Origin of the sequence: Hymenobacter humi (genome assembly GCF_042665855.1) — a bacterium.
Classification (GTDB): Bacteria; Bacteroidota; Bacteroidia; order Cytophagales; family Hymenobacteraceae; genus Hymenobacter; species Hymenobacter humi.
Window position 1 is genome coordinate 1,098,747 of record NZ_JBHTEK010000001.1, and the last position, 22,577, is coordinate 1,121,323.

At 61.7% G+C, this 22,577-nt stretch carries 25 protein-coding genes and 2 pseudogenes; 12 read left to right on the forward strand and 15 right to left on the reverse strand.

Annotated elements, in window-relative coordinates; translation table 11 throughout:
* Nucleotides 1-30: 30 nt before the first annotated feature.
* From ACFQT0_RS06200 to rimO, 7 genes and pseudogenes are all read right to left on the reverse strand, one after another.
* Complete coding sequence (locus tag ACFQT0_RS06200) at nucleotides 31-867, reverse strand: energy transducer TonB (RefSeq protein WP_380201279.1); 837 nt, start codon at nucleotides 865-867, stop codon at nucleotides 31-33.
* Complete coding sequence (locus ACFQT0_RS06205) at nucleotides 864-1,388, reverse strand: ExbD/TolR family protein (RefSeq protein ID WP_380201281.1); 525 nt, start codon at nucleotides 1,386-1,388, stop codon at nucleotides 864-866. The genes ACFQT0_RS06200 and ACFQT0_RS06205 overlap by 4 nt, the downstream gene beginning before the upstream one ends.
* Before the next feature lie 135 nt (nucleotides 1,389-1,523).
* Nucleotides 1,524-1,784 (reverse strand): 5-formyltetrahydrofolate cyclo-ligase, encoded by a 261-nt coding sequence (locus ACFQT0_RS06210; protein WP_380201283.1) that lies wholly within the window; start codon nucleotides 1,782-1,784, stop codon nucleotides 1,524-1,526.
* A 25-nt stretch (nucleotides 1,785-1,809) separates the two neighbouring features.
* Entirely contained in the window at nucleotides 1,810-2,118 is a 309-nt protein-coding gene (locus ACFQT0_RS06215; protein WP_380201284.1) for a 5-formyltetrahydrofolate cyclo-ligase, read from the reverse strand.
* A 39-nt stretch (nucleotides 2,119-2,157) separates the two neighbouring features.
* Nucleotides 2,158-3,399: a bacillithiol biosynthesis cysteine-adding enzyme BshC gene (bshC, locus tag ACFQT0_RS06220; protein ID WP_380201285.1), complete on the reverse strand. Its 1,242-nt coding sequence runs from the start codon at nucleotides 3,397-3,399 to the stop codon at nucleotides 2,158-2,160.
* 19 nt (nucleotides 3,400-3,418) lie between these two features.
* Nucleotides 3,419-3,745 carry a bacillithiol biosynthesis protein BshC gene (bshC, locus tag ACFQT0_RS06225; RefSeq protein WP_380201286.1) on the reverse strand — a complete coding sequence of 109 codons (327 nt, stop codon included), beginning with the start codon at nucleotides 3,743-3,745 and terminating at the stop codon, nucleotides 3,419-3,421.
* A gap of 226 nt (nucleotides 3,746-3,971) precedes the next feature.
* Nucleotides 3,972-5,241: pseudogene (rimO, locus tag ACFQT0_RS06230) on the reverse strand (30S ribosomal protein S12 methylthiotransferase RimO).
* On the opposite strand from rimO, the gene ACFQT0_RS06235 reads away from it, so the two are divergent.
* Nucleotides 5,164-5,343, forward strand: a complete 180-nt coding sequence (locus tag ACFQT0_RS06235; RefSeq protein WP_380206157.1) for a hypothetical protein — start codon at nucleotides 5,164-5,166, stop codon at nucleotides 5,341-5,343. The pseudogene rimO and the gene ACFQT0_RS06235 overlap by 78 nt on opposite strands.
* A 28-nt stretch (nucleotides 5,344-5,371) precedes the next feature.
* Here the strand turns inward: ACFQT0_RS06235 and pheS are convergent, their stop codons facing one another.
* Nucleotides 5,372-6,442: a phenylalanine--tRNA ligase subunit alpha gene (pheS, locus tag ACFQT0_RS06240; RefSeq protein WP_380205924.1), complete on the reverse strand. Its 1,071-nt coding sequence runs from the start codon at nucleotides 6,440-6,442 to the stop codon at nucleotides 5,372-5,374.
* A 143-nt stretch (nucleotides 6,443-6,585) separates the two neighbouring features.
* Here pheS and ACFQT0_RS06245 point away from each other — a divergent pair, with 143 nt between their 5' ends.
* The 4 genes from ACFQT0_RS06245 to ACFQT0_RS06260 all read left to right on the forward strand — a co-directional run bounded on the left by ACFQT0_RS06245 (nucleotide 6,586) and on the right by ACFQT0_RS06260 (nucleotide 9,025).
* Nucleotides 6,586-7,254 carry a hypothetical protein gene (locus ACFQT0_RS06245; RefSeq protein WP_380201288.1) on the forward strand — a complete coding sequence of 223 codons (669 nt, stop codon included), beginning with the start codon at nucleotides 6,586-6,588 and terminating at the stop codon, nucleotides 7,252-7,254.
* 307 nt (nucleotides 7,255-7,561) lie between these two features.
* On the forward strand, nucleotides 7,562-7,888 hold the full coding sequence (locus ACFQT0_RS06250) for a hypothetical protein (protein WP_380201290.1): 327 nt from the start codon (nucleotides 7,562-7,564) through the stop codon (nucleotides 7,886-7,888).
* Between the two features lie 220 nt (nucleotides 7,889-8,108).
* Entirely contained in the window at nucleotides 8,109-8,489 is a 381-nt protein-coding gene (locus tag ACFQT0_RS06255; protein ID WP_380201292.1) for a hypothetical protein, read from the forward strand.
* Between the two features lie 389 nt (nucleotides 8,490-8,878).
* The gene (locus tag ACFQT0_RS06260) at nucleotides 8,879-9,025 is read left to right on the forward strand and encodes a hypothetical protein (RefSeq protein ID WP_380201294.1); all 147 of its coding nucleotides are present in this window, start codon (nucleotides 8,879-8,881) and stop codon (nucleotides 9,023-9,025) included.
* Between the two features lie 166 nt (nucleotides 9,026-9,191).
* On the opposite strand, the pseudogene ACFQT0_RS06265 reads toward ACFQT0_RS06260, so the two are convergent.
* The 3 genes and pseudogenes from ACFQT0_RS06265 to ACFQT0_RS06275 all read right to left on the reverse strand — a co-directional run bounded on the left by ACFQT0_RS06265 (nucleotide 9,192) and on the right by ACFQT0_RS06275 (nucleotide 13,190).
* Nucleotides 9,192-10,425: pseudogene (locus ACFQT0_RS06265) on the reverse strand (M16 family metallopeptidase).
* A 100-nt stretch (nucleotides 10,426-10,525) separates the two neighbouring features.
* Entirely contained in the window at nucleotides 10,526-11,446 is a 921-nt protein-coding gene (locus ACFQT0_RS06270) for a hypothetical protein (protein ID WP_380201296.1), read from the reverse strand.
* A 1,051-nt stretch (nucleotides 11,447-12,497) separates the two neighbouring features.
* Nucleotides 12,498-13,190, reverse strand: coding sequence for a TonB-dependent receptor plug domain-containing protein (locus ACFQT0_RS06275; protein ID WP_380201298.1), 693 nt, complete (start codon nucleotides 13,188-13,190; stop codon nucleotides 12,498-12,500).
* A 221-nt stretch (nucleotides 13,191-13,411) separates the two neighbouring features.
* On the opposite strand from ACFQT0_RS06275, the gene ACFQT0_RS06280 reads away from it, so the two are divergent.
* Nucleotides 13,412-13,981, forward strand: coding sequence for a hypothetical protein (locus tag ACFQT0_RS06280; RefSeq protein ID WP_380201300.1), 570 nt, complete (start codon nucleotides 13,412-13,414; stop codon nucleotides 13,979-13,981).
* 390 nt (nucleotides 13,982-14,371) lie between these two features.
* Nucleotides 14,372-14,812, forward strand: coding sequence for a hypothetical protein (locus tag ACFQT0_RS06285; RefSeq protein ID WP_380201302.1), 441 nt, complete (start codon nucleotides 14,372-14,374; stop codon nucleotides 14,810-14,812).
* Nucleotides 14,813-14,822: 10 nt separating this feature from the next.
* On the opposite strand, the gene ACFQT0_RS06290 is transcribed toward ACFQT0_RS06285, so the two are convergent.
* Together ACFQT0_RS06290 and ACFQT0_RS06295 are read right to left on the reverse strand one after the other, a co-directional pair.
* Nucleotides 14,823-15,008 carry a hypothetical protein gene (locus ACFQT0_RS06290; protein ID WP_380201304.1) on the reverse strand — a complete coding sequence of 62 codons (186 nt, stop codon included), beginning with the start codon at nucleotides 15,006-15,008 and terminating at the stop codon, nucleotides 14,823-14,825.
* A 29-nt stretch (nucleotides 15,009-15,037) separates the two neighbouring features.
* A complete protein-coding gene (locus tag ACFQT0_RS06295) occupies nucleotides 15,038-15,511 on the reverse strand; it encodes a hypothetical protein (protein WP_380201306.1) in 474 nt (157 codons plus the stop codon).
* Nucleotides 15,512-15,605: 94 nt separating this feature from the next.
* Between ACFQT0_RS06295 and ACFQT0_RS06300 the strand changes: the two genes are divergently transcribed.
* The 3 genes from ACFQT0_RS06300 to ytxJ all read left to right on the forward strand — a co-directional run bounded on the left by ACFQT0_RS06300 (nucleotide 15,606) and on the right by ytxJ (nucleotide 19,207).
* Nucleotides 15,606-17,651, forward strand: coding sequence for an alpha-ketoacid dehydrogenase subunit alpha/beta (locus ACFQT0_RS06300; RefSeq protein WP_380201308.1), 2,046 nt, complete (start codon nucleotides 15,606-15,608; stop codon nucleotides 17,649-17,651).
* Between the two features lie 142 nt (nucleotides 17,652-17,793).
* A complete protein-coding gene (locus tag ACFQT0_RS06305) occupies nucleotides 17,794-18,396 on the forward strand; it encodes a hypothetical protein (protein ID WP_380201310.1) in 603 nt (200 codons plus the stop codon).
* Nucleotides 18,397-18,862: 466 nt separating this feature from the next.
* Nucleotides 18,863-19,207, forward strand: coding sequence for a bacillithiol system redox-active protein YtxJ (ytxJ, locus tag ACFQT0_RS06310; protein ID WP_380201312.1), 345 nt, complete (start codon nucleotides 18,863-18,865; stop codon nucleotides 19,205-19,207).
* Nucleotides 19,208-19,257: 50 nt separating this feature from the next.
* Here the strand turns inward: ytxJ and ACFQT0_RS06315 are convergent, their stop codons facing one another.
* Nucleotides 19,258-19,665, reverse strand: a complete 408-nt coding sequence (locus ACFQT0_RS06315; protein ID WP_380201314.1) for an OsmC family protein — start codon at nucleotides 19,663-19,665, stop codon at nucleotides 19,258-19,260.
* A 60-nt stretch (nucleotides 19,666-19,725) separates the two neighbouring features.
* On the opposite strand from ACFQT0_RS06315, the gene ACFQT0_RS06320 reads away from it, so the two are divergent.
* On the forward strand, nucleotides 19,726-20,589 hold the full coding sequence (locus tag ACFQT0_RS06320; protein WP_380201316.1) for a hypothetical protein: 864 nt from the start codon (nucleotides 19,726-19,728) through the stop codon (nucleotides 20,587-20,589).
* A 163-nt stretch (nucleotides 20,590-20,752) separates the two neighbouring features.
* Nucleotides 20,753-21,646 carry a lipoyl synthase gene (lipA, locus tag ACFQT0_RS06325; RefSeq protein WP_380201318.1) on the forward strand — a complete coding sequence of 298 codons (894 nt, stop codon included), beginning with the start codon at nucleotides 20,753-20,755 and terminating at the stop codon, nucleotides 21,644-21,646.
* A gap of 192 nt (nucleotides 21,647-21,838) precedes the next feature.
* On the opposite strand, the gene ACFQT0_RS06330 is transcribed toward lipA, so the two are convergent.
* On the reverse strand, nucleotides 21,839-22,438 hold the full coding sequence (locus tag ACFQT0_RS06330) for a DUF4136 domain-containing protein (RefSeq protein ID WP_380201320.1): 600 nt from the start codon (nucleotides 22,436-22,438) through the stop codon (nucleotides 21,839-21,841).
* Nucleotides 22,439-22,577: the final 139 nt, after the last annotated feature.

Genomic DNA, 22,577 nt, shown 5'->3' on the forward strand with positions numbered 1-22,577 from the left:
GTTTGGTCAGGGCCTTAACGGCGCTACAGCCTATTGAATCTTGTAGGTAATGGGCACCGTGAACGATACGCTGACCTCGCGGCCATTCTGCTTGCCGGGAATAAACCGGGGCAGGGTTTTGATGGCGCGCAGGGTTTCCTCATCTAGCCCCGAGCCCAGGCCTTTCACAATTTGCACGTCGATGACTTCGCCCTTGGGGTTTACCGTGAAGCTGGCGTATACGCGGCCTTCCACGCCGTTTTGCAGCGCCTTGCTTGGGTACTTCACGGCCCGCTGAATGGCAGCTACGATGGCCAGTTGCCCGCCGCCACCCGGTAGCTCAGGCATTTGCTCTACCGACCTGTACACCGTCTCCGGTACAATGCCTGCCGTCACAGCTTCGCCTTTTTCGGTCAATAAATCGTCCAGGGCGTCAGCAGAGGTGTTCGGGTCGCCGACAATGTTTTCGGTGCCGATTTTCTTCTCGCTCAAGTCGTCCTGGTTGGGCACTTCGCTTTCTTCTGGCGCTTTTTTGTCCTCCACTACCACCGGCACAATGTCCTTGATGGTGGGCTGCTGCGGTGGAGTTACGGGCGGCCTGGCCGCCACGGGAGGCGGCGGAGTAACCACATCTGGCATCAGCGGCTCCGGCATTAATTCATTACCGGTGTCCAGCTTGGGCACCACCACGGGCGTCTTGTCCTTGAGCAGTTGCGCTACCAGCGGAAACACCAGCAGCAGCGCAAAGATGGCCGTGGCGATGACCAGCGCGCGCGTTACGTGGCGCTGGTAGAGGGCGCGAAGCTGGTAGGCTCCGTAGCCTTGGTTACGACCATCAAACACGATGTCGTTGAGGCTGGCCGTGGCCAGTTGGGCATTGGTCATCATAAGGCTGCGGAGTTAAGAAGGGTTAAGTCGTCTTGGGTAATCTTGACCAGCGCGTACTTTTTCTGGTGCGTGATGTTCATCTCATCCAGAATGTCCACCATGTCCTGGTACTTGGAGTCGGCGCTGGGCTTGATGAGGATAATGGGCTTGGATACCTGCTGCTGGCGAGCGAGCAGCACCCGCCGAATGCCGTCGGCCGCGAAAGTGGTGGTGCGGAGTTCGGGAGCAGGCACCGTGTTATCGTTCGGAGTATGCAGCCCAAAGAAGTAATGCACCCGGTGGTCTTTGCCCAGAATAATGGTCATGGCCCGGGACCCCGGTACCGGCGTGGGCGTGTCCTTCACCGGCATCGTCAGCTCCATGGTGTAGGGCTTGGCGAAGGTGGTGGTGAGCATGAAGAAGGTGAGCAGCAGAAACGCCAGGTCTACCATCGGGGTCATGTCGATGCGGGTCGACATCTTCTTTGCTCGTCGCTTGCCGGCCTTGGGCGGTCCGGCTGCCTGCTGCTGGATTTCTGCCATGGGTTCTTTCAGTTTTAGGTGAGAGATACCTGGCCAACGCAGCTCGTGAGTAGCTTATTGTAAGATAGTTATGCTTAAAAAATAAATTTGTATTTGCATACTATAATGCTTGTCCCCGCGTTGCATTTAGATGTGTTAGAACTGCAATATCCTGTATGGCAACAGGCAGGCATGCAGGGGCACGTCGGTGGGCAGCACGTCGGCCAGGGGAGCAACCGGCGCATCGTCCAGCACCGAAATGCCGATGAACTGCGCATCCGGCCGGCATTGAGCTAAAAACCGGTCGTAAAACCCGCCGCCGTAGCCCACGCGGTGCCCGGTTTCATCAACGGCGAGCAACGGCACCAGCACGGCATCGAAGGCCGCGGGCGGCACTTCGGTGGCTGCTGTGGCCACGGGCTCGGGAATGCCCCAGCGGTTGTTACGGAGCGGGGTGTCGGGCAGCAGGCTCGTAGTGCTTTAGCGAGATGCCGTCGGGCTGCACCACGGGTACGGCTAGGCGCACGGCCAGCCGCTCAGCCCAGATGCGGCGGACGATGCACCAGGTATCCGGCTCGTTGTGCCGGGCCAGCGGCAGAAACACGTGCAGCCAGTGCCACTCAGCTACCGGAAAATGCTGGAAGAACTGCTCGCAAAGCTGCTCGTTGCGACGGTCGGCCTCGGCCGCTGGCAGCGCGTTCCGACGGGCAAGAGCGTCGTGGCGCAGAGCGGCTTTGGTAGAACGGTTCATTCAAAAAGCTTGCGGATAGTGATTAGAAGACCCTTCTCCTTACTCCTCCAGCACCGTAAACTCCAGCTTCAGCGGCTCAAAAGCATCGAGCAGGTCCCGAATAAAGTCGGGATTGTTAATCAAAATGCTCAACACGTTTTCGCTACGCTCCTGGAGGCCGCCGCCGGGAAACAGCTTGTCTTTGAGAGCTGCAAGTTGCGTGAAGGCGGTTTCGTGCTTCATTTCGGCGGCTTTGCTCAGGCGCTTTTCGAGGCCCGCGAGGCCCGCGGCGGCTTTCTGGGCTTCGGCGGCCACGGTCTTCACCAGGGTGGGGTCGAGGCGCTGGGCTACGTCCTGTACCTGCTGGAAAGCGGCTGCCAGGGCCTGCTGCTGCTCCTTCAGGCTGATTTCTTCCTGGCCTAGGGCTGCGCCCACCTGCTTTTTCAGCTCAGGCAGCGGCCGGAAGATTTCGCGCCAGGTGAGGCCCAGCTTCTTGAGCTTGCCAGCATTGGCCCGGCTGATGTACTCGGCGGAGTTGCGGGGCAGCACGATGGGCATGGGCACCCCAAACGCCGCAAACACGTCCTTGAGCTGAAACCAATACGCCACCTCGGCCGCGCCGCCGATGTACACCAAGTTGGGCAACAGTATTTCCTGGTACACCGGCCGCAGCACCACGTTGGGGCTGAAATGCTCCGGGTGCTGCTTCGCCAGCGCCAGCAGCTCGGCCTGACTGTGGCAGCGGGCCGTATTCCGGATGGTTACTTCCACGCAGTCGGCGCCGCTGGCGTCGGGTTCGAGCCGCTCGCGCTTGCCCTGGTCGGTGATGTAAAACAGGTTGATGGGCCGCGAATACACCTGGGGCTTGTAGCCGGCGGCGCTGAGGCGAGCATTGGTGGCCTGCACGGCGGCGTTGGAAACCTGCTCCTTTATTTCTTTCTCAAGTAGCGGTACCAATGCCTGTTTCAGCGTGGGTCGGTCGGCATCCAGAGTCACCAGCCCAAACTCGCCAAACAGAGAATCGGCCAGTCGGCGCGTGGCCTCGGCCAGGTTCTTGGACTCAGAATAGGCCTTGTGAAAGGCAGCGGGCACCTCGGGCGGCAGCTGGTTGAGCAGCTGCTCGGCGAAGCCGTCGAGCGGGAGCCGGCCCACCGGGCCGCCGGTGTTGGCTGCGTCCCAGGAGTAGGTTTTGCCGAACAGCGAGAAGTGGTTGATTTCGGCAAAGTCGTGGTCCTCGGTGGCCATCCAGTACACCGGCACGAAGTCGTACTGCGGGTAGGCTTCCTTTAGCTGCCGGCTCAACTTAATGGCCGTGACGATTTTATAAATGAAATACAGCGGCCCCGTGAGTACGTTGGTGGTGCCCGGTGGTCACGGTGAAGGTGGTGGGCTCGGCCAGCAGCAGCAGGCTGGTCTCGATGGCCGGCTCCGGGTCGGGCGCCAAGCCGTATTGGTCGCGCAGGGCGGCCACCAGGCGTTTGCGCGCCTCGGGCGTGTAGGCCGCTTGCTTTTCCTCAATTTGGGCCGCAAAATTCTCCAGCGACGGCCAGCGGTTGTAGAAGGGCGCCAGGGCCGGCTTCTCGGCAATGTAGTCGGTCAGGAGACCAGAAAAGGAGCCGGTTTCGGCGTAAGAGAGTGTCTGAACCACGGATTCATTCGGATTTAAGCGGATTTTACGGATTTTGTAGGTGCCACAAAACCGTTTCTATCCGCATTGATAGGACGAAGGTCGGGCTTTAACAAAAAAGGCAGCCACTCGGCTGCCTTTTTACTATTTAAAATATTGAGTTAACCCCTCGAGGAGGTCCGTAGCTACCGGTCAACGCCTTCCACAAAATCCGTGAAATCCGCTTAAATCCGAATGAATCCGTGGTTTAGACGAGGTGGCCGTACAAGTCAAAGTCCGTGGCCGAGGTAATTTTCACGTTCGCAAAGTCGCCGAGGCGCACAAACGTGTCCTTTTCCACCGGCACCAGCACTTCGTTGTCTACCTCGGGCGAGTCAAACTCGGTGCGGCCCACGAAATGGCCGCTTTCCTTGCGGTCGAACAGCACCTTGTAGGTCTGGCCCACACGGGCTTCGTTCAGCTCCATCGAAATGCCCTGCTGCAGCTCCATGATGGCATCGGCGCGCTCCTGCTTCAGCTCGGCGGGCACGTCGTCCACCAGCGTGTGCGAGTGCGTGTTTTCTTCGTGCGAGTAAGTGAATATGCCCAGGCGCTCAAAGCGCGTCTGCTCCACGAAGTCGTACATCTCGCGGAAGTCCTGTTCGGTCTCGCCCGGGTGGCCGGCGATGAGCGTGGTGCGTAGCGCAATGCCCGGCACCCGCTGCCGAATGGTATCGACCAGCTCAATGGTGCGGCGCTTGGTGATGCCGCGGCGCATGGTTTTGAGCATGTTGTCGGAGCCGTGCTGCAGGGGCATGTCGAGGTACTTGCAGATGTTGTCGCGTTCGGCCATCACGTCCAGTGCATCCAGCGGAAACTGCGAGGGGTAGGCGTACTGCAAGCGAATCCAGTCGATGCCGTTCACGTCGGACAGATTGCGGAGCAGGTCCGCCAGCTTGCGCTCGCCGTAGGCCTGCAGGCCGTAGTAAGTCAGGTCCTGGGCAATGAGAATCAGCTCTTTGGTGCCCATGCTGGCCAGGCGCTTCGCTTCCTTCACCAGGTCCTCGATGGGGCGGTCTACGTGCTTGCCGCGCATCAGCGGGATGGCGCAGAACGAGCAGGGGCGGTTGCAGCCCTCCGCGATTTTGAAGTAGGCGTAGTGGCGCGGCGTGGTGATGAGGCGCTCGCCAATGAGCTCGTGCTTGTAGTCGGCGTTGAGCACCTTGAGCATCTGGGGCAGCTCCAGGGTGCCGAAATAGGCGTCCACCTGGGGGATTTCTACCTCCAGGCTCGTCTTTGTAGCGCTGCGAGAGGCAGCCCGTCACGTAGAGCTTGTCGAGGCGGCCGGCCTCCTTCTCATCCGCGTAGCGCAGGATGGTGTCGATGCTTTCCTGCTTGGCGTTGTCGATAAAGCCGCAGGTATTGATAATCACAATGTTGGCATCCGACTGCTCGGCCTCGTGGGTTACGTCGAAGTCGTTGGCCTGGAGCTGGCCCATCAGCACTTCGCTGTCCACGATGTTCTTGGAGCAGCCCAGGGTAATGACGTTTACTTTATTCGTAGTCTGATTTCTAACCTTCATGAATCACTGGTTTATCGGGTTGCTCGCGGCGGGGGCAAGCTGTTTAGAATGAATTAAGGAGCGGAATGGTTCGGCAGTGGCTGATTTACAGCGCTTCAAACTGCCGCAAAAACCGCATGTCATTCTCCGTGAAGAGCCGCAGGTCCTTAATCTGGTACTTGAGCATGGCAATGCGCTCGATGCCCATGCCCCAGGCATAGCCCGAGTATTTGTCGGAGTTAATCTTGGCGTTTTCGAGCACGGCGGGGTCTACCATGCCGCAGCCGCCGATTTCGACCCAGCCCGAGTACTTGCAGATGTTGCAGCCCGCACCTTTGCAAATGAGGCAGGTGATGTCGATTTCGGCACTGGGCTCGGTGAACGGGAAGAAGCTGGGCCGGAACCGGATGTTGATGTCCTGCCCAAACAGCTCCTGCACGAAGTAGTACACCGTCTGCTTGAGGTCGGCGAAGCTCACGCCTTCGTCAATGAAAATGCCTTCCACCTGGTGGAACATCATGTGCGCCCGGGCCGAGATGGCCTCGTTGCGAAACACGCGGCCCGGCATCACGCGGCGGATGGGCAGCGGCTCGGTTTCCATCACGCGTACCTGTACGGTGCTGGTGTGGGTGCGCAGCAGGTGCGGCAGCGCCGGGGCCCCGGTGGGGGCGTCGTCGGGCTCGGCCGTGCGCGACACCGGGGCCACGAAGAACGTGTCCTGCATGTCGCGCGCCGGGTGGTTCTCCGGGAAGTTCAGGGCCGTGAAGTTGTGCCAGTCGTCCTCAATTTCCGGGCCTTCGGCCACGGCAAAGCCAATGCGCGCAAACACGCGCAGCATTTCCTCGCGCACCAGCATCAGCGGGTGGCGCGTGCCCAGGGCGTTGGGCACGGGGGGCAGGGTGTAGTCAAAATTTGGGTTGGCCGGCGCGTTGTCGGCGGCCGATTCGGCGGCTTGCTGGGCTTCGTCGAAGCGGGCCTGGGCCTGCTGCTTGAGGGCGTTGAGCTGCTGGCCTACTGCACGCTTCTCCTCGGCGGGCACGGTCTTGAGCTGGTCGAACAGGTCGGCCAGGCGGCCTTTGCGGCCGAGGTAGCTGATGCGAAACGCATCGAGGTGGGCGGTGCTGCTCAAGTCGGCCGCCGTAATTTCGGCCGCGAGGCTGGCAATGGATTCCTGCATCATAGGTGCAAAGTTAGGGCAATAGGCGGGCCTTAACTGAACCTTTTGCGTATGTGGGCCGGAACTTATCCTTTCAACTTACACTTCCTGTCGCTACCTTCCGGTTAGTATTATTTCTACTTTGCTTTAAAGCTCTTCTGTATATGAAACGCACTTTGTTCTCGCTCCTGTTCGTCGTGGGCATCGCAACTACCGCCTCCGCCCAAAGCGGCTGGGATACTTCTGACTCCTGGGGCGCGCCCAAAAAGAGTACGAAGAAAAAGCCCACCACTTCAAGCGGGCAGGCCACTGGCCAGACCCGCGCCACTGGCAAAGAGACCACGCCGCAGAACGACGGCCGCACCGTTTCGCCTTACCCCAGCGGCCCCGCCAAGCAGGACGCTAACCCGGGCAATACCGCTTCTACCCCGCCCGATAACAGCTTTGTGCCCGGCACCACCAGCAGCTCAACCCAGGGCGGCAACGACCGGCAGGGTATGTCGGCCGCTCCCGGCACCCCGGTGATGCTGCAAAGCGGCCGCAGCGTGATGGCTAATGACGCCGCTGCTGCCCGTGAGCGCCGCGAGCGCCGCCTGGCCCGTGCAGGCCGTGCGGCTGCCGCCCCCACCCAGGTAGATGGCAGCGCCATTCCAGCAGCCACAGCCCCCGCTGCCGGTACCGAAATGGGTGCTTCGGGTGCCAGCAATGCCGGCGCCGGCATGAACGCCGTGAGTCCCGCCCCGGGTGCGGCCCCTAAAACCGCGCCGACAGAAAAAGCCGCTCCGGCCAAACCCAAGAAAAAGCTGCGCCCGCCCCATCCGGTTGGTAAGTGAATGAAGTCCAGTGGGCTGAGTACTGCGCAAATTATTTTGCGGTGCTGCTGCCCCATCGGACTCGCCATCCTTCTCTAGCAACATCCTGCCCGCCCAGCCTTTTTAATCGAAGGTTGGGCGGGCTTTTTTGTGCTGAATGCAGCTGCCTTGTAGGTGGAGTTGTGTGAGCGGAGCGGATAACCTCACCGGGGTACCGTGGTTTTGCGTAAACCTGAAACAGACATGCTTGACCTCAGTATTCAGGCGCACTGGCTTTGCTAAGCGTGCTGGCCGCTTTTCTGTTATAATTCCTTATTCTCCCGTAGCCATGTTATACACCCCGCTTCTTGCCCTGTTCCTGGTAGCCAGCACCATCGATGCTTCGGCACAGTCCGTGCCCAAGCACCGCGCTACTCAAACCACGAAAGCCACTGGAGCGGCCAGGCCGAACACGGCCCAATCAACCGCTGGGCAGGCAAAAATGAGCACCAACGCGGCCGATGGGGCAAGTGATAAAGCAAGGCTCAAGACCGAAAATGTGTATGCTGCGCCCGGCGAGCCGGTGATTTTGAAACAAGGGAAAGTAGGCCCCTACGATGGCAAAGCTGCCAAGTCGAGGCAGAAGCGTACCAACACCACCTTGCAGCCTAAGTAGCGGATTGGCCGTCGGTATAAGTCAATAATTTCGCCTGCCGTCGAGCCCGGTTGGACTGCTGAAAAGCGGCCTGGCCGGGGTTTTTTCTGTCCGGAAACCAAAAGCAGCAGGGTTGGGAAAACATGGCACGGTTATCGATTTTACCCCAAGCATCCACTCACATATTCTTCTTTCCGCTATGTTCCGTTCCGTCATTACGCTCGCTCTATCGTTGTTCTTGGTGGCTGAGGCCTCTGCCCAAACTGCTCCCGCCACCGCCGCAAAAACCAAAGTAAAATCGGTGAAAGCCACGGCCCGCGCCGAGAAGAAAGCGCGCCGCGTTGCCATCAAATCGGCACCTGCCATGGCGAGCGTAAACGACGGCTGGCCTCCCCTGGAAGATTCGCAGGCCGCGGTAGCTACCACCACTACCACCAACGCCGCTGCTACCGACTGGGGCTACGGTGAAGCTGCCGCACCTTCCCGCGGCGAGCTCGACAACGCCAACGTCTACGCCGCTCCGGGCATGCCCGTGCACATCCGCACCAGCAAAGTGGCTGTGCCCTACAGCGTTCGCCCCCCGCGTAAGACCGCCAGCGCCCAAACCACGCTCGGTAACTAGCTAGTGCCGGTCGGGTTACAAGCCCGGCTCAACGCGCACCAACCACGATTCATCGGCTTCCCTCATTTGCCCCGCCACCTTTCAGGTGATTGTGCGTATGACGGAAGCCGATGAGCTTTTAGCTCAACTCACCCCAAAGCCTCCTGTATTCACCAATTATACTAGCAGAAATCTATGTTACGCTACCTTCTTGCCTCGCTCGTTCTGTTCAGCATTGGCGTGGCCGATGCCAGCGCGCAAACCAAGCCCCGGGCCCGGAAAAAATCGCGCCGTATTCGAGCCGAGGCGCCCGCAAGCCCGCCGTCAAAATCAACCCGCACACCGGCAAGCCCTACGGCGCCGGCGTTCCGCAGGACCTGAAGGACGGCACGTACTACCTGGCGCCGAGCATGGCCATGCGCAAGCAGGAAGGCTACCACGCCAACGGCAGCTACAACGATAACCGCGCCCGGCGCCCGGCCACCAAGAAGGCCGCCAACAGCTCCCTCAGCCGCGACAGCAACGCCCCGGTAGCGCCGGCCAAGACCCGCAAATAAGCAGCCCCTTAGAAGCTGTTTGAGTTGGTGCCCACAACGGAGTGGAAACGCTGCGGGCATCTTACCGGTGGCCCATTGGAGCCTGCACAGCAAAACGCCGAGACGCCGCCTGGCATCTCGGCGCGCTTTCAATGGCAGCCGGTTTAACTCAAACAGCTTCTTGCGGCTACACGGCCTCGTAGTACAGCGTGCTGCAGTTCTCGGGCCGCAGCACCGACTGCGCGGCCGAGCGCACATCGGCCACCGTCACGGCCTGAATGCGGCGGCTTTCGTCGTTCACTAGGTTGGCGTCGCCCTGCAGCTTGCTGTAGGCCAGGTTCAGGGCCCGGTTCAGCAAGTCGATTTCTCCAAAAACCAGGCTGCTCTCGGCCTGGTTTTTTACTTTTCGAGCTCCTGGGCGTCCACGTCTTTGGTCAGGAATTCTGACACCACGGCTTCCACGGCGGCATCGGCGGCCTGCAGGTCCACGCCGGCATTCAGCTTGCCGCTGATGACGAGCAGGCCCGGGTCGAGTGAGCCGGTGAGCGAGGCCGAAATGTTGTTGAACAAGGCCAGGCTCCTTCACCAGGCGCTGGTGCAGGCGGGCCGATTTGCCCCGGCCCAGCACGTCGCTGAGCAGGTCAACGGCGTGGTAGCCCTCGTCGGAGCGGGCGGGCATGTGGTAGGCTTTGTACAAGGCGCTCAGCGGCACGGGGGCCGAGGCGCGCAGGTGGCGGGGCTCCTGCTGGGCGGGCTCAGTGGGCAGCTGGCGCTGGTAGGCCGGGCCGCCGGGAATGGGGCCAAACCACTTCTCGGCCAGGCGGCGCACTTCGGCCTCGCTCACGGCGCCGGCCACCACCAGAATGGCATTCTGGGGCGCGTAGTGCTTCTGAAAAAGCCGCGCACGTCGTCCATCACCGCGTTTTCGATGTGCGAAATCTCCTTGCCGATGGTGTTCCACTGGTAGGGGTGGGTGTGGTAGGCCAGGGCTTGAGCTTGAGCCACACGTCGCCGTAGGGCTGGTTGAGGTAGCTCTGCTTGAACTCTTCCACCACCACTTTGCGCTGCACTTCGAGCCCGTTTTCGGAGAAAGCCAGGTTCAGCATCCGGTCGCTTTCCAGCCAGAAGCCGGTTTCGAGGTTGGCGGCCGGCAAGGAGAGGTAGTAGTTGGTGACGTCGGAGCTGGTGAAGGCGTTGTTTTCGCCGCCCACGCGCTGCAGCGGCTCGTCGTAGCTGGGAATGTTGACCGACCCCGAAAACATGAGGTGCTCAAACAAGTGCGCAAAGCCGGTGTGCTCGGCGTCTTCGTCGCGCGAGCCCACGTCGTACATCACATTGAGCACGGCCATGGGCGTAGAAAAATCTTCGTGGACAATGCAGCGCAGGCCGTTGTCGAGGGTGAATTCGGTGAAGTGAATCATAAGGATAGGAAGTCGGGAAGGCCTAAAGATAGGTTCCTCCGGCAGGTTGTTAACCGGCAAAAAGGTCCACGGGTTCGAAGCCGGGCCGGGAGCCGCGCTGCTAGAAGGAGGCCCGCACGCCCAGCGCCACGGTGCGCGGGGTGGGGTAGGCGGCTTGGTCGAGCCCGGCCTGCTTGGCGTCGGCCTCGCCGGCGCTCACGTTGGGGTCGAAGCCGCGGTAGGCCGAAAAAACCAGCAGGTTGGTGCCGCTCAGGAAGACGGATACGGCGTGCGGGGCCCGGCGCCACACGCCGGCGGTGAGCACCACGCTGCTCAGGCGCACGTGGTTGCCCGATTGCAGGGTGTAGGTACTGGGGCCACTAAATCCTGCGGTGGTGGTGCCGGCGCGCGGCACGTCGGTGTTGAGGTTGGTCGGGGTCCAGCGGTCACGCACCCGGGTGGTGGCATTAAAGCCGCCGTACGGCAGGTCCAGCAGCGAGAGGTTGGGGTCGAACACCTGGTAGCCAAACAGGCCGTCTACTTGCGCCGACAGCCCGTAGCGGCCGTAGTGCAGCTCCTGGGTAAAGTTGAGCAGCTGTTGCGGCAGGCCGCTGCCCAATATCTGCTGCGCTGCGCCACCGCTGCCGGCGCCTCCCTCAAACTGCGGGCGGCCGGCCGCGTCGACGCCCAGGTAGCGGTACCCAATGAAGCTGGCCAGCGGCTGGCCGGGCCGCACCACGAAATAATAAGGCGCGGGCCGGTAATCAAGCGCCATGGAGCCGGCGGGCTTGTCGTATCGGTTACGGATGAAGGAAACGGCGAGGCTTGAGCTGCCCTGCAGGCGGCCCCGCTGCCAGCTGCCGGCCAGGGTCAGCTCAACGCCGCGGTTGGTGAGGTCGGTTGGGTCAGAGGCATCGAAGCGGCCGATGAAGCTGCGGTTGGCGCGGGTTGCGCGTTGGTACACGGCAGCCGTCAGGGCCAGGTGGTCGTGCCACAGGCCCAGCCGCATTCCGGCATCGGCCTGGGTGGTCAGCTCATCCAAAAACTGAAAAAGGAGGTGTTGCCTGTCTGAAAGACGAAGCCGTGGTCTCCGGCGAAGTTGCCCCGGTTGCTCGTTTGGCCCCAGCCCGCCCAAAAGTCCAGTGCCCCAATGGGAGTGCGGTCCCTGAGCCAGGCTTCCTGCGCGGCATGCCAGGTGGCCTGCACCGCTGGCAGCCACTGCCGGCGCTCAGCTTCGGGTACCTGGCTGGAATGGTCGGCCCGCAAGCTTCCTTGCAAGGCATACCGCCCGCCATAGGCATAGCCGGCCGTGGCCTGGTAGCCTAGTTGGTTATCCTCGCTGGTACCCCAGCTGCCGGAGCCAGTCCGCGGGGGCAGGTTGTAGGGCGGCGGGGGCACCGAGAATTCTTCAAACGACTGCGACTGGCGGTGTTTCCAGGAAGTGGCTTCTACCGACGCAGTAAGCGCGTGGCGGTCGAGGAGCGTGCGCGCGAAGCGCAGGGCCGGGTTAAGCGTGAGCTGCTGGTAGAAGGCGCTGCGTATGCCCGTCTGAAAGCCGTCGCGGGGTGCGGAATCGTTCAGGGGGCCCCGGTAGTCGTACCCGTTCAGCGAGTCGCGTTCAAGGGCGGCGCGCAGGTCCAGCGTGAGGCCGCTGACTACCTCGTAGCGCAGCTCGGCGTGGGCCAGCAGGCGGCGGTTGCGCGCCGTGCTGCGGTTTTGCTGGGCTAGTTGCACCGGGTTCGGCGCGCCGTAGTCGGCCGCGTAGTTGCCGTTGGGCTCGTACACCGGCACGGTGGGCAGGTAGCGCAGCGTCTGGCGAAACAGGTTGGCCTCGGGGCGGCGCTCTTCCACCTGGCCGTAGCTCAGGCCGCCGCTCAGGCGCAGGTGCTGGCCCACGTTTTGGTCCAGGTTCAGGCGCAGGCCGTAGCGGCGCAGATTGGTATTGAGCACGATGCCCTGCTGGCCGAGGTAGTCGACGGCCGCGTAGTAGCGGGTGCCAAAGGCCGTGCTGCCGCCAAGACCGAGGTGGTGCTCCTGGAGGGCGGCGGTGCGCAGCACTTCGGCCTGCCAGTCGGTGCCCGCCCCGAAGCCGGCTAGCTGGTCGGGGGTGTACTCGGGCGCGTAGCCGTTGTTGCGGGCGGCTTCGTTGGCCAGTTCCGCGGCTTCGCGAGCGCCGAGCAGGTCGTAGCGCCGGTGGGCCATCTGTACGCCGCCCAGGCCGGTGTACTGCACCCGCACCGGCTGCCCGGCCGCCCCCGCCGGGTGCTGATGCGGATGACGCCGTTCTGGCCCAGGAAGCCGTACTGAGCGGTCTCGAAGGCGCCTTTCAGCACTTCCACCTGCTCAATATCTTCCGGGGCAATGCTCAGCAGCGGGTTGGTGCTGGCGTCGGGGTTTGCGAAGGCGCTTTGGTATGGAGCCGAACGATAAGGGTCTTGGCTGTCGAAACGGTATTGAAATACGGGCACGCCGTCGACCACATACAGCGGCTGCACGTTGCTGTCGAGGCTGGCGGCGCCGCGCAGGCGCACCACGGCACCGGCGCCCGGTGCGCCGGAATAGGGCGTCACCTGCACGCCGGCCACACGGCTAAGCATGGGCTGGAAGGTGGTGTAATAAGGCAACGGCGCCGTGGCGGTACTAGCAGTGGCACTGAAACTAATGCTGCGCCCTGATAACCGGCTGGCTAAGGTGTCTAGAGGTGCGGACGCAAGGGTGTCGACTTGTTGGGCTCGGGCGATGAAGGCGCCGAATAGCAAGAAGCCAGTCGGTAGAAATTTGGGCATAAAAGCGAGGAAGAGTAACTGCGAAGGTAGAGGCAGGATTCCTCGCTTTTGCACCCAACACGAGGTCCCTACAGGTCAGCATAAAATTGAGCCGACAGGTCAGGCCGCGGTGTGAGCCTGCCGCCCACGAAACCTACGGTTCTGATGCCTACTTTCGCTCCCGCCGTATCGCGCTTCTAATCAATCAGCTTATGCCTGCTCTTCTACCCGTTGCCGCTTTGTTGAAACGCTCTGCGGCGCTGCTGCTCCTGCCGCTGCTGATGAGCTGCGAAGACTCGCTGGATAAGCTCTATCCGCAAGCGCAGCCTGTGCAGCTGCCGGCCGTCACCCAGGTCGGGGCCAACACCTTCGGCTGCAGCCTAAATGGGCAGGTGTGGGAGGCCAGCCACGCCACCACGCTCCGGGGCGATGTGCTCACGCCCAGCGCTTCCTTTAAGCGGGGCGTATTAGAAGTGGATGCCTTCCGGCGCCTGCAAGTGGGCGGCCCTATCACCAACTTTCATTTTGCCTTGGAAGGGGTGACCGGGCCCGGGGTGTACAGGTTGAGCCAGTCGCAGCCCGGCCGCCTGGTGCGCCTGAAAACGGCCGGTGGCTCCGTAGAATACACGGCCGGTGGGCAGCGCCCCGGCACCATCACCATCACACGCCTCGACACGGCGGGGGCGCATCCCTACGTAGCCGGCCGCTTTGAGCTGCGAGCGGAGCCGCTGCCCGGAACCCGCATGAGCGGCGACTTGCCGGCCGAAGTGCAGGTAACCGACGGCCGGTTTGATATTCAGCTCAACCGCTAGGGACGGGATAGCCAGGGCCTGAGTGTCTTAAGAATAGGTTCAGGCTTTCAACGCTGCTCTGGCTTGGCCCAGCCTAAAGGCTAGTGCCGCACTCAGACGCGGCTGGGCACACACGGTCCCGGACTTGCGAAAGCACAGTTGCGGAATGTTTTGGCTAGCTTGCATGACACTCTCTAAGTGGCTTGTTTTGACGATGCTATGAAACAGTTTCTGACCTGCCGTACACTGTTGCATTGTCTTTTAACCGGGGTGCTGCTAGTGCCGCTGGCAAGCTGTGATAGTGAAGTAGACAAAACGTTAGATGCCATTTTTCCGCCTGCGCCGCCCGTTCAGTTGCCTGCTGAAACCCAAATAGGGGCGAACACCTTTGGCTGCCGCGTAAATGGAGCCGTGTGGGAAGCCAAGAACGGTCCCACTTCGTTTGTTGGCAATCAATATTCGCCGAATGCTCATTACACCCGGCGGCAGCTTAGCCTGTATGCATTCTGGCGGGCGCAGTCGGGCGGGCCGGTAACGGCCTTCTACGTGACGGTACCACAGGTACTGGCCCCCGGGGTGTATACGCTGGGGCGCGGCACCCGCCCGCAGGGAGGCTTTGCGACGTTGGAGTCACTGCCTTATCCCTCGGTGCTGCCGTACGTCACCGATTCCCTGCACACCGGCACCATCACCATCACCCGTCTCGATACGGCCGGCGTTCGGCCATTCGTTGCGGGGCGATTTGAGTTGCGGGCCGCGCCCAGGGCCAATCCCGGCGGGAATGTGCCGCCGCCCACGCCCGCCGAAGTACAGGTAACCGAAGGCCGGTTCGATATTCAGCTCAACCGCTAGAAACGCCAACTCAGGACTTACGGGTAGCAGCCGGGTACAGCGTGGTGCCAAGGGTGAACCCAAACCAGTGGGTGAACACGTCCTTGCGGTCTTCGTTTTTAGTGACGGTGCCCGGAGGAAAGCCATAGGCATAAGAAGCCGTCAAGGGCGCGTGGACGCGGATTCCCAGCGTGGTTTCATAGCGGTGCCACGGCATAAGGCGCACCTCAAGGCCTGCCAGGGCTGTTAATTCGACCGGTCGCGGATAGTAGGCGGCGTCGGAGTTGGGCTGGCCCAGCGCGAACGTGGGGCCGCCCCCAACCAGTAGGTGTAGCCAACCGACGGGCGAAACCGTGCGCACGTACAGTGGCGCAAACAGCCGCCATTGGTGTAGCGTTTGGGGGCGGTAGTTGGGATAGGGGTTGCCCGTTGGTAGTCCACCAGCACCGATTGGCTTTCGAGCATGACTTCCAGCCCTAGGCTGACCCGCGGACCCGTAAAGTAACGGGTGACCAGGAGCGAGCCCACGGCCCCGGTATAGCGGTAGCTGTAATCATGGCGCAGGTCGCCGTACTGGCCCGTGCCCGGCCCCAGGCCAAGACGTGCGCCCCAGCCCCATTGTGAAGCCGGGGCCGCCGTGCTGGTTTGCGCAGCGGCCGGGCCAGCCATCAGGATGCCGGCCAGCCAGACCAGGAGTAAAGAATAAACGCGGGCAGCCACGAGTAGTAATTGAGTGATGAGCCAGTAATTGGGTGATGAGCGAAGGTAGGCATCGGCGGGTCCGCTACCTTTGCCCGGCATATTCTTCCCGCCCATGACGACACTCGCTGCCACTGCTCTCCGGTTCGACCGCCTCGACCATTCCAACGAAACCCTGCTGCACCTCTACCAGCACCTGCTGCGGCCCCGGCTGATTGAGGAAAAAATGCTGATTCTGCTGCGCCAGGGCAAGGTGAGCAAGTGGTTTTCGGGCATAGGGCAGGAAGCCATTTCGGTGGGCAGCACCCTGGCGCTGGAGCCCGACGAGTACATCCTGCCGCTGCACCGCAACCTGGGCGTATTTACGGGGCGCAACGTGCCGCTGGGGCGCCTGTTTGCGCAGTGGCAAGGCAAGCGCACGGGCTTCACCAAGGGCCGTGACCGCAGCTTCCACTTCGGCACCAACGAGCACCATATTGTGGGCATGATTTCGCACCTGGGCCCGCAGCTGGCCGTGGCCGGCGGCATCGCCCTGGCCGATTTGCTCGATAAAAATCCCAAGGTGACCCTGACTTACAGCGGCGATGGCGGCGCCAGCGAAGGCGACTTCCACGAGGCCCTGAACGTGGCCGCCGTGTGGCAGCTACCGGTCATCTTCATGATTGAAAACAACGGCTACGGCCTGAGCACGCCCAGCAACGAGCAGTTCCGGTTCAAGTCGTTCGTAGACAAAGGCCCGGCCTACGGCATGGAAGCCGTGCAGGTAGACGGCAACAACGTGCTGGAAGTGTACAGCACCGTGAAGCGCCTGGCCGAAGACCTCCGCCAAAACCCGCGCCCCGTGCTGGTGGAAGCCCTTACGTTCCGGATGCGTGGCCACGAGGAAGCCAGCGGCACCAAGTACGTGCCCCAGAGCCTGATGGAAGAGTGGGCCGCCAAAGACCCGGTGGAAAACTACGAAAAGTGGCTCCTCGAGGAAGGCATCCTCACCGAAACGGCCAAGCACAGCATCCGCGAAACCATCAAGGCGGCCATCGAGGCGGGCTTGCAGGAAGCCGATGCCGTGCCCATGCCCACTGCCGACGTGCAGGAGGAAATCGCCGACATGTACGCGCCGGTAGGTAATGAGGTGAAAGGTGATGAAGTGAAAAGCCATAACCATCCTTCATCACCTCATCACCCCATTACCTCATCACCGCCCCGCGAAATCCGCTTTATCGACGCCATTCAGGAGGGCCTGCGCCAGAGCATGGAGCGCTACCCGGAGCTGGTGCTCATGGGCCAGGACATTGCCGATTATGGCGGCGTGTTTAAAATAACCGAGGGCTTCGTGGCTCAATTTGGTAAGGCCCGGGTGCGCAACACGCCCTTGTGCGAGTCAGCCATTGTGGGCGCGGGCCTGGGTTTGAGCATCAAAGGCAAGAAAAGCATGGTCGAAATGCAGTTTGCTGACTTCGTGACCTGCGGTTTTAACCAAATTGTAAACAACCTCGCCAAAAGCCACTACCGCTGGGGCCAGAACGCCGACGTAGTGGTGCGCATGCCCACCGGCGCCGGCAGCGCCGCCGGCCCCTTCCACAGCCAAAGCAACGAGGCGTGGTTCACGCACGTGCCCGGTCTGAAGGTGGTGTACCCCAGCAACCCGCACGACGCCAAGGGCCTGCTCTGCGCCGCCTTCGAAGACCCCAACCCGGTGATGTACTTCGAACACAAGATGCTCTACCGCAGCCTCTCGGGCCCGGTGCCCGAGGCCTACTACACCACGCCTATCGGCAAGGCCGCGCTGGCCGCCGAAGGCAACGAGCTGAGCATCATTACCTACGGCATGGGCGTGCGCTGGGCTTTGCAAGTGTGCGAAGAGCTGAACGTATCGGCCGACATCCTCGACCTGCGCACCTTGCTCCCCTGGGACCAGGACGCCGTGCGCCAGACCGTGGAGAAAAACGGCCGCGTGCTGGTGCTGCACGAAGACACCCTGACCGGCGGCATCGGCGGCGAAATCGCGGCCTGGATTGGCGAAAACTGCTTCGAGCACCTCGACGCGCCCGTGCGCCGCGTGGCCTCACTAGATACCGCCATTCCGTTTGCACCGCCGCTTGAGGCGGCGTTCCTGCCGCTGCAGCGGTTGCGCGAGCAAGTGGAGGCCCTGCGCAACTACTAGACGGGTCTGGCAGCCGTGCGCGAAGTTGAGCTGTGCGTTGGCGCGGTTTTCGCGGTTGGCTGCCGTACCTTTCTCTTCGCTTACTTTCTGACCCTGGCTGCCTTACGTGATATACTGTCTACCCACTGTTACTATTCGCACTTTGGTCTGCGTGCTGTTGCTGGCGGCGCTGGGCGGCTGTACCATTTTCCACCCGTACCGCCTGCCCACACCCAAGCCGTCGCCTGAGTTCAAGGCCCAGCAAAAAGCCGCCAAAGCCCGCAAGAAGAATAACGAGCCCAGCGCCTTGTTCAGGAAACGAGCGGACCCCAACGGCGAGGAAGCCGCCACCGACGTGTCGACCCCCACGGGCGGCACCGTGCGCAAGCCAGACGCCACCGCCGAGGCCCGTACGCTGCCCGACCACGCCACCGTGAGCTACGACAAAAACGGCCTGCTGAAAAAGCCCAAGCTGATGCGTAGGCGCATCAACAAGCCCGCCCGCAAGCCGTTCCGCCCCTGGCGGTCTATCCGTAACTTCTTCAAAAACAAGCGCCATGGCAAACCCAATTACAGCCCCGACCACCGGCCAGCCGCGCCAGCGTCGGCGGCTGAGCCCGATACCGCTCCTGGTGTGGCCCCTGCTGTCGCACCCGCCACAAAGCCTGCTGCCGCTCCAGCCACAGCACCAACTACAGCACCCGCCAAAGTACCCACAGCCACACCGGTACCTACATCAGCTCCAGCTGTCAAGAGCAAGCCGTAGGGTAGGGGCAGGGTTGCTTCTGCTGCTCGTATTGCTGCTGAGCGGCCACGCGGCGAGTGCCCAAATCGTGCACAAAAACCGGCCCGCGTAAAGGCCGAAAACCGCCGGGCCCTGCGCACTGCTCACCGGATGGATACTCCGTACAAGGACAGCCATCTCGACGTGAAGCCGGCCCGGCTCAAGCGCGGCCGAAACAATCAGCCCGTACCCCTGCGCGATGACGATGGCGACGACTACGACGAGGTAGACTACAAAAAAGGCATTGACCCCAAGGCCCAGCCTGCAGTCTCGCCGGGGCCGCGCCGCAAAAGAAGGTTTAGCCCGCGGCGCGAGCTGTTGCAAAACTTTTTGAATGTCTTTGAGGGAATCAAGTGTTATAGAACTGTTGTACTACAACCACGTTATGGTTGTGCATTCAGCTCAACTACACATTCTGAGCTTCCCCTTTCATCCACTAGCTGCTTCTATGTCCACCCCCTGGCTTCCCCTTACCCAACCCGAACAGATTACCGACCTGGCTCAGGCCTCGCACGAGCAGCCTGTGCTCATCTTCAAGCACAGCACCACGTGCTCCATCAGCGCGGCGGCGAAAAGCAAGATTGAGCGCCAGTGGGCCGACAGCGGCCTGGGACATGTGCCCATCTACTACCTCGACTTGCTGCGTTTTCGCCCGCTGTCAGCTCAGATTGCCGACCAGTTCGGCATCCGCCACGAGTCGCCCCAACTCCTGCTTATCAAAGACGGCGAATGCTGCTACGACGCCTCGCACATGGGCATCCGCCTCAGCGACGTAAAGTCGGCGGTGAAGTAAAGAACGTCCTGTCGCGCGTAGGCGAGACAGGACGGCTGGTTTCTTTCTTCTTACACGTACTCAAAGGCCACGTTTTGCTTGATGTCCGGGTGCAGGCTCAGCGCCACCGGGCATATAAGTGCGGCGCGCTCCAGTACAGCGCGGTCGGCCGGGGCCAGGGCTGCGGGTAGGCTAATGAGGAGGTCGACCTGCGCGATGCGGCGCGGCAGCTCGGCGCTCATGTGCTTCACCACCGCAAAGGTGCTGTCGACCAAATCCCACTGGTGGCGCTCGGCTACGATGCCCATTATTGTCATCATGCACGAGCCGAGGGCAGTGCTCACCAAATCGGTCGGCGAGAAGGCTTCGCCCCGGCCGTGGTTGTCGGTGGGCGCGTCGGTTTGAATTACGTTGCCTGAAGCTACGTGGGTGGCTTCGGTTCGGAGTTGGCCCGCGTAGCGGGCAGTGGCGGTGTTCATGAAGTCAGCGAGTTACCTTTACAAAGTTGTTTCTTCGTTGGCTAATTTACGTACAACTGCGTGCGCCGCGTCTGTGGCGTTCGGTCGGGCTCCATTCTGATTGACTATGCTTCCCCTCTCTTCCCGCTTTTTGGGCTACTCGCGGCTGGTTTGCTGGCCGCGGCCGCGGCTCAGGCCCAGGCCCCCGTGCGCTCCGGCCCGGCGCCCGCCGCCCCGTCCGACGAACAGTCCTACCGGAAAGAGTTTGTGTACGGGGTTAACTTCAACACCCAGGGCGGCCTGCTGGGCGGAGCAATGGTGCGCTCCACGCGCGTGCTCGACGACCAGTGGATGCGCTTCTGGAGCATCGAGGGCGTCATGCTCAAAAACGCCAAAGAGGAGCGCATCAACACCGTAGTGGGCGGCACCTACGTCGACCGCAAAACCAACTATGCCTTTGTGCTGCGGCCTTCGGTGGGCCTGCAGCGCATCCTGTTTCGCAAAGCGGCCGACGCCGGCGTGCAGGTAAACGGCTTGGTGAGCGCGGGGCCTTCCCTGGGCCTGCTCATGCCGTACTACATCAGCTTCGACCGCACGGCTACCCAGACCCGGGTTATCAACGTCTCGACCGATGAAATCGTGAACGAGCAGTATGACCCCGTAAAGCACGCCGATGTGGGAGCCATTCTCGACCGCGGCCCGCTGTTCAGCGGCATCGGCCAGACCAAAATAGTGCCCGGCTTCCACCTGCGCGGCGGCCTCAGCTTCGAATACGGCCGCTACCGCGACGCCGTCACGGGCATGGAAGTGGGCTTCTTGGTGGAAGGCTACACCAAGCGCCTGCTCATCCTCAGCCCCACCAATAACCCCAAGGAAGTAGACGGGCTGAACCGCCAGTTCTTTCCTTCGGTGTATCTCACGCTGTACTTCGGCCACCGCTCCTGACGCTGCGCTTAATGAGGAATTGAGAATGAACAATGAAGAAATCGGGCCAGGGCGTCGTTAAATAGGCGAGGCGCATCAATTGCGCCGTAAATTTGTTAGTGCTTAGTATCGAATGGGCCGAGGATAATTCCTCATTCTTCATTCCTCATTCCTCATTGAAACAATGATTGATTTGCCCGTAATCCAGCCCGAAACGGCTGCGCCTGCCCGTCCCCGCAAGCCCGACTGGCTGCGTGTGAAGCTGCCCGTGGGCGAAGAATACGCCGCCGTGCGCCGCCTCGTGGACGAGCACAAGCTGCACACCATCTGCGAGAGTGGCAACTGCCCCAACATGGGCGAATGCTGGGGCGCCGGCACGGCCACCTTCATGATTCTGGGCAACATCTGCACCCGCTCGTGCTCGTTTTGCGCCGTGGCCACCGGCCGCCCCACCGAGTACGACCTCGACGAGCCGCGCCGCGTGGCCGAAGCCATCAAGCTCATGAAAGTGAAGCACGCGGTAATCACCAGCGTGAACCGCGACGAGCTCAAGGACCGCGGCGCCAGCGTGTGGCGTGAAACCGTGGTGCTCACAAAGCAGCTCAGCCCCGAAACCACCATCGAAACCCTGATACCCGACGTGAAAGCCAACTGGGATGCGCTCGACGTGATGATTTCGGGCGGCCAGGAAGTGATTTCGCACAACATCGAAACTGTGGGCAGCCTCTACCGCCTCGTGCGCCCCCAGGCCCGCTACGACCGCAGCCTGGAGCAAATCCGGCGCACGAAGCTGGCCGGCCACCGCACCAAGTCGGGCATCATGCTGGGCCTGGGCGAGAAGGCCGACGAGCTGTACCAGGCCATGGACGACCTGGTGGCCAATGGTCTCGACATCCTCACCTTGGGCCAGTACCTGCAGCCCACCAAGCGCCACCTCGACGTGGCCGAATTTATCACCCCTGACCAGTTTGCCCACTACAAGGAAGAAGGCCTCAAGCGCGGCCTGAAGTACGTGGAAAGCGGCCCGCTGGTGCGCAGCTCCTACCACGCCGAGCGCCACGTAAACGTGCCGATTTAGCTCAATCCCGCCGCCAGCTTGCAGTGAAGCTGTCAAGGAAGTAGTAAAGCCATCATGCCGAGCGAGATGCCTCGGCTGCGCTCGGCATGACGTTCCGCTTAAAGCAGCCGACTTTCTTAATAGCTTGCACCAATAAAAAAGCCCTCTCCAGCAATGGAGAGGGCTTTTTTGTGTCCTGTGGCTAAAGATAAATTAACGACGGGCGTTGTTGTCCTGCGGCGGGTAGGTGCCCAGAATGCCGTTTACGATGCGCACGGTTTCGGCTTCGTTGATGGTATTCTGGTCGACCTGGGCCTGACCGGTGCCGCGCCACGCCAGCTCCTTGCGGCGCGCGTCGATGATGTCAATCACCACGGTGCCGGCTTTGTACTGGGTGATGGGCTGCATGCCGCGGCCGTAGTAGCCATAGCCGTAGCCATACGGGTAGCCCAGGCCGTTGTAGTAAGGCGATACTTGCTGCTTGTCTTCTACGCGGGCGCTGTAGGCCACGTAGATATCGGGCGCCTTGTCGACCTCGGTGAGGCCTTTGCGGGCCATTTCGGCCGAGACGGCGGCGCGCATGCGCTTGTCCAAGAAGGACTCATAGCCTTTGGCCGGGCCGCCCTCGGTATCGGTGGGCTGCTGTGGGTACCAGGCCCAGGTTTTGAAAGCCCGGAAGTTAACCGAGTGGTCGAAGTCGTTGGTCACGCCCACGCGGGAAGCAGTAGAGCAGCCGCTGGGACCCAGCAGCAGCGCAAGGCCTATGGCTGCCAAGGCAGCAGGACGGGCCAGAAAACGAGTGATGCGATTCATGAATCTAGAAATAGAAAAGACAGGTAAAGTGAAGGGCTCAACGTGCTGAATCTCGGGAAGAATAGAGCAGGTTGAGGGGATGCAATTATAACGATTAAACAAACTCCGGCGTTCCACTTGCAGTGGCACCTTATGGGAG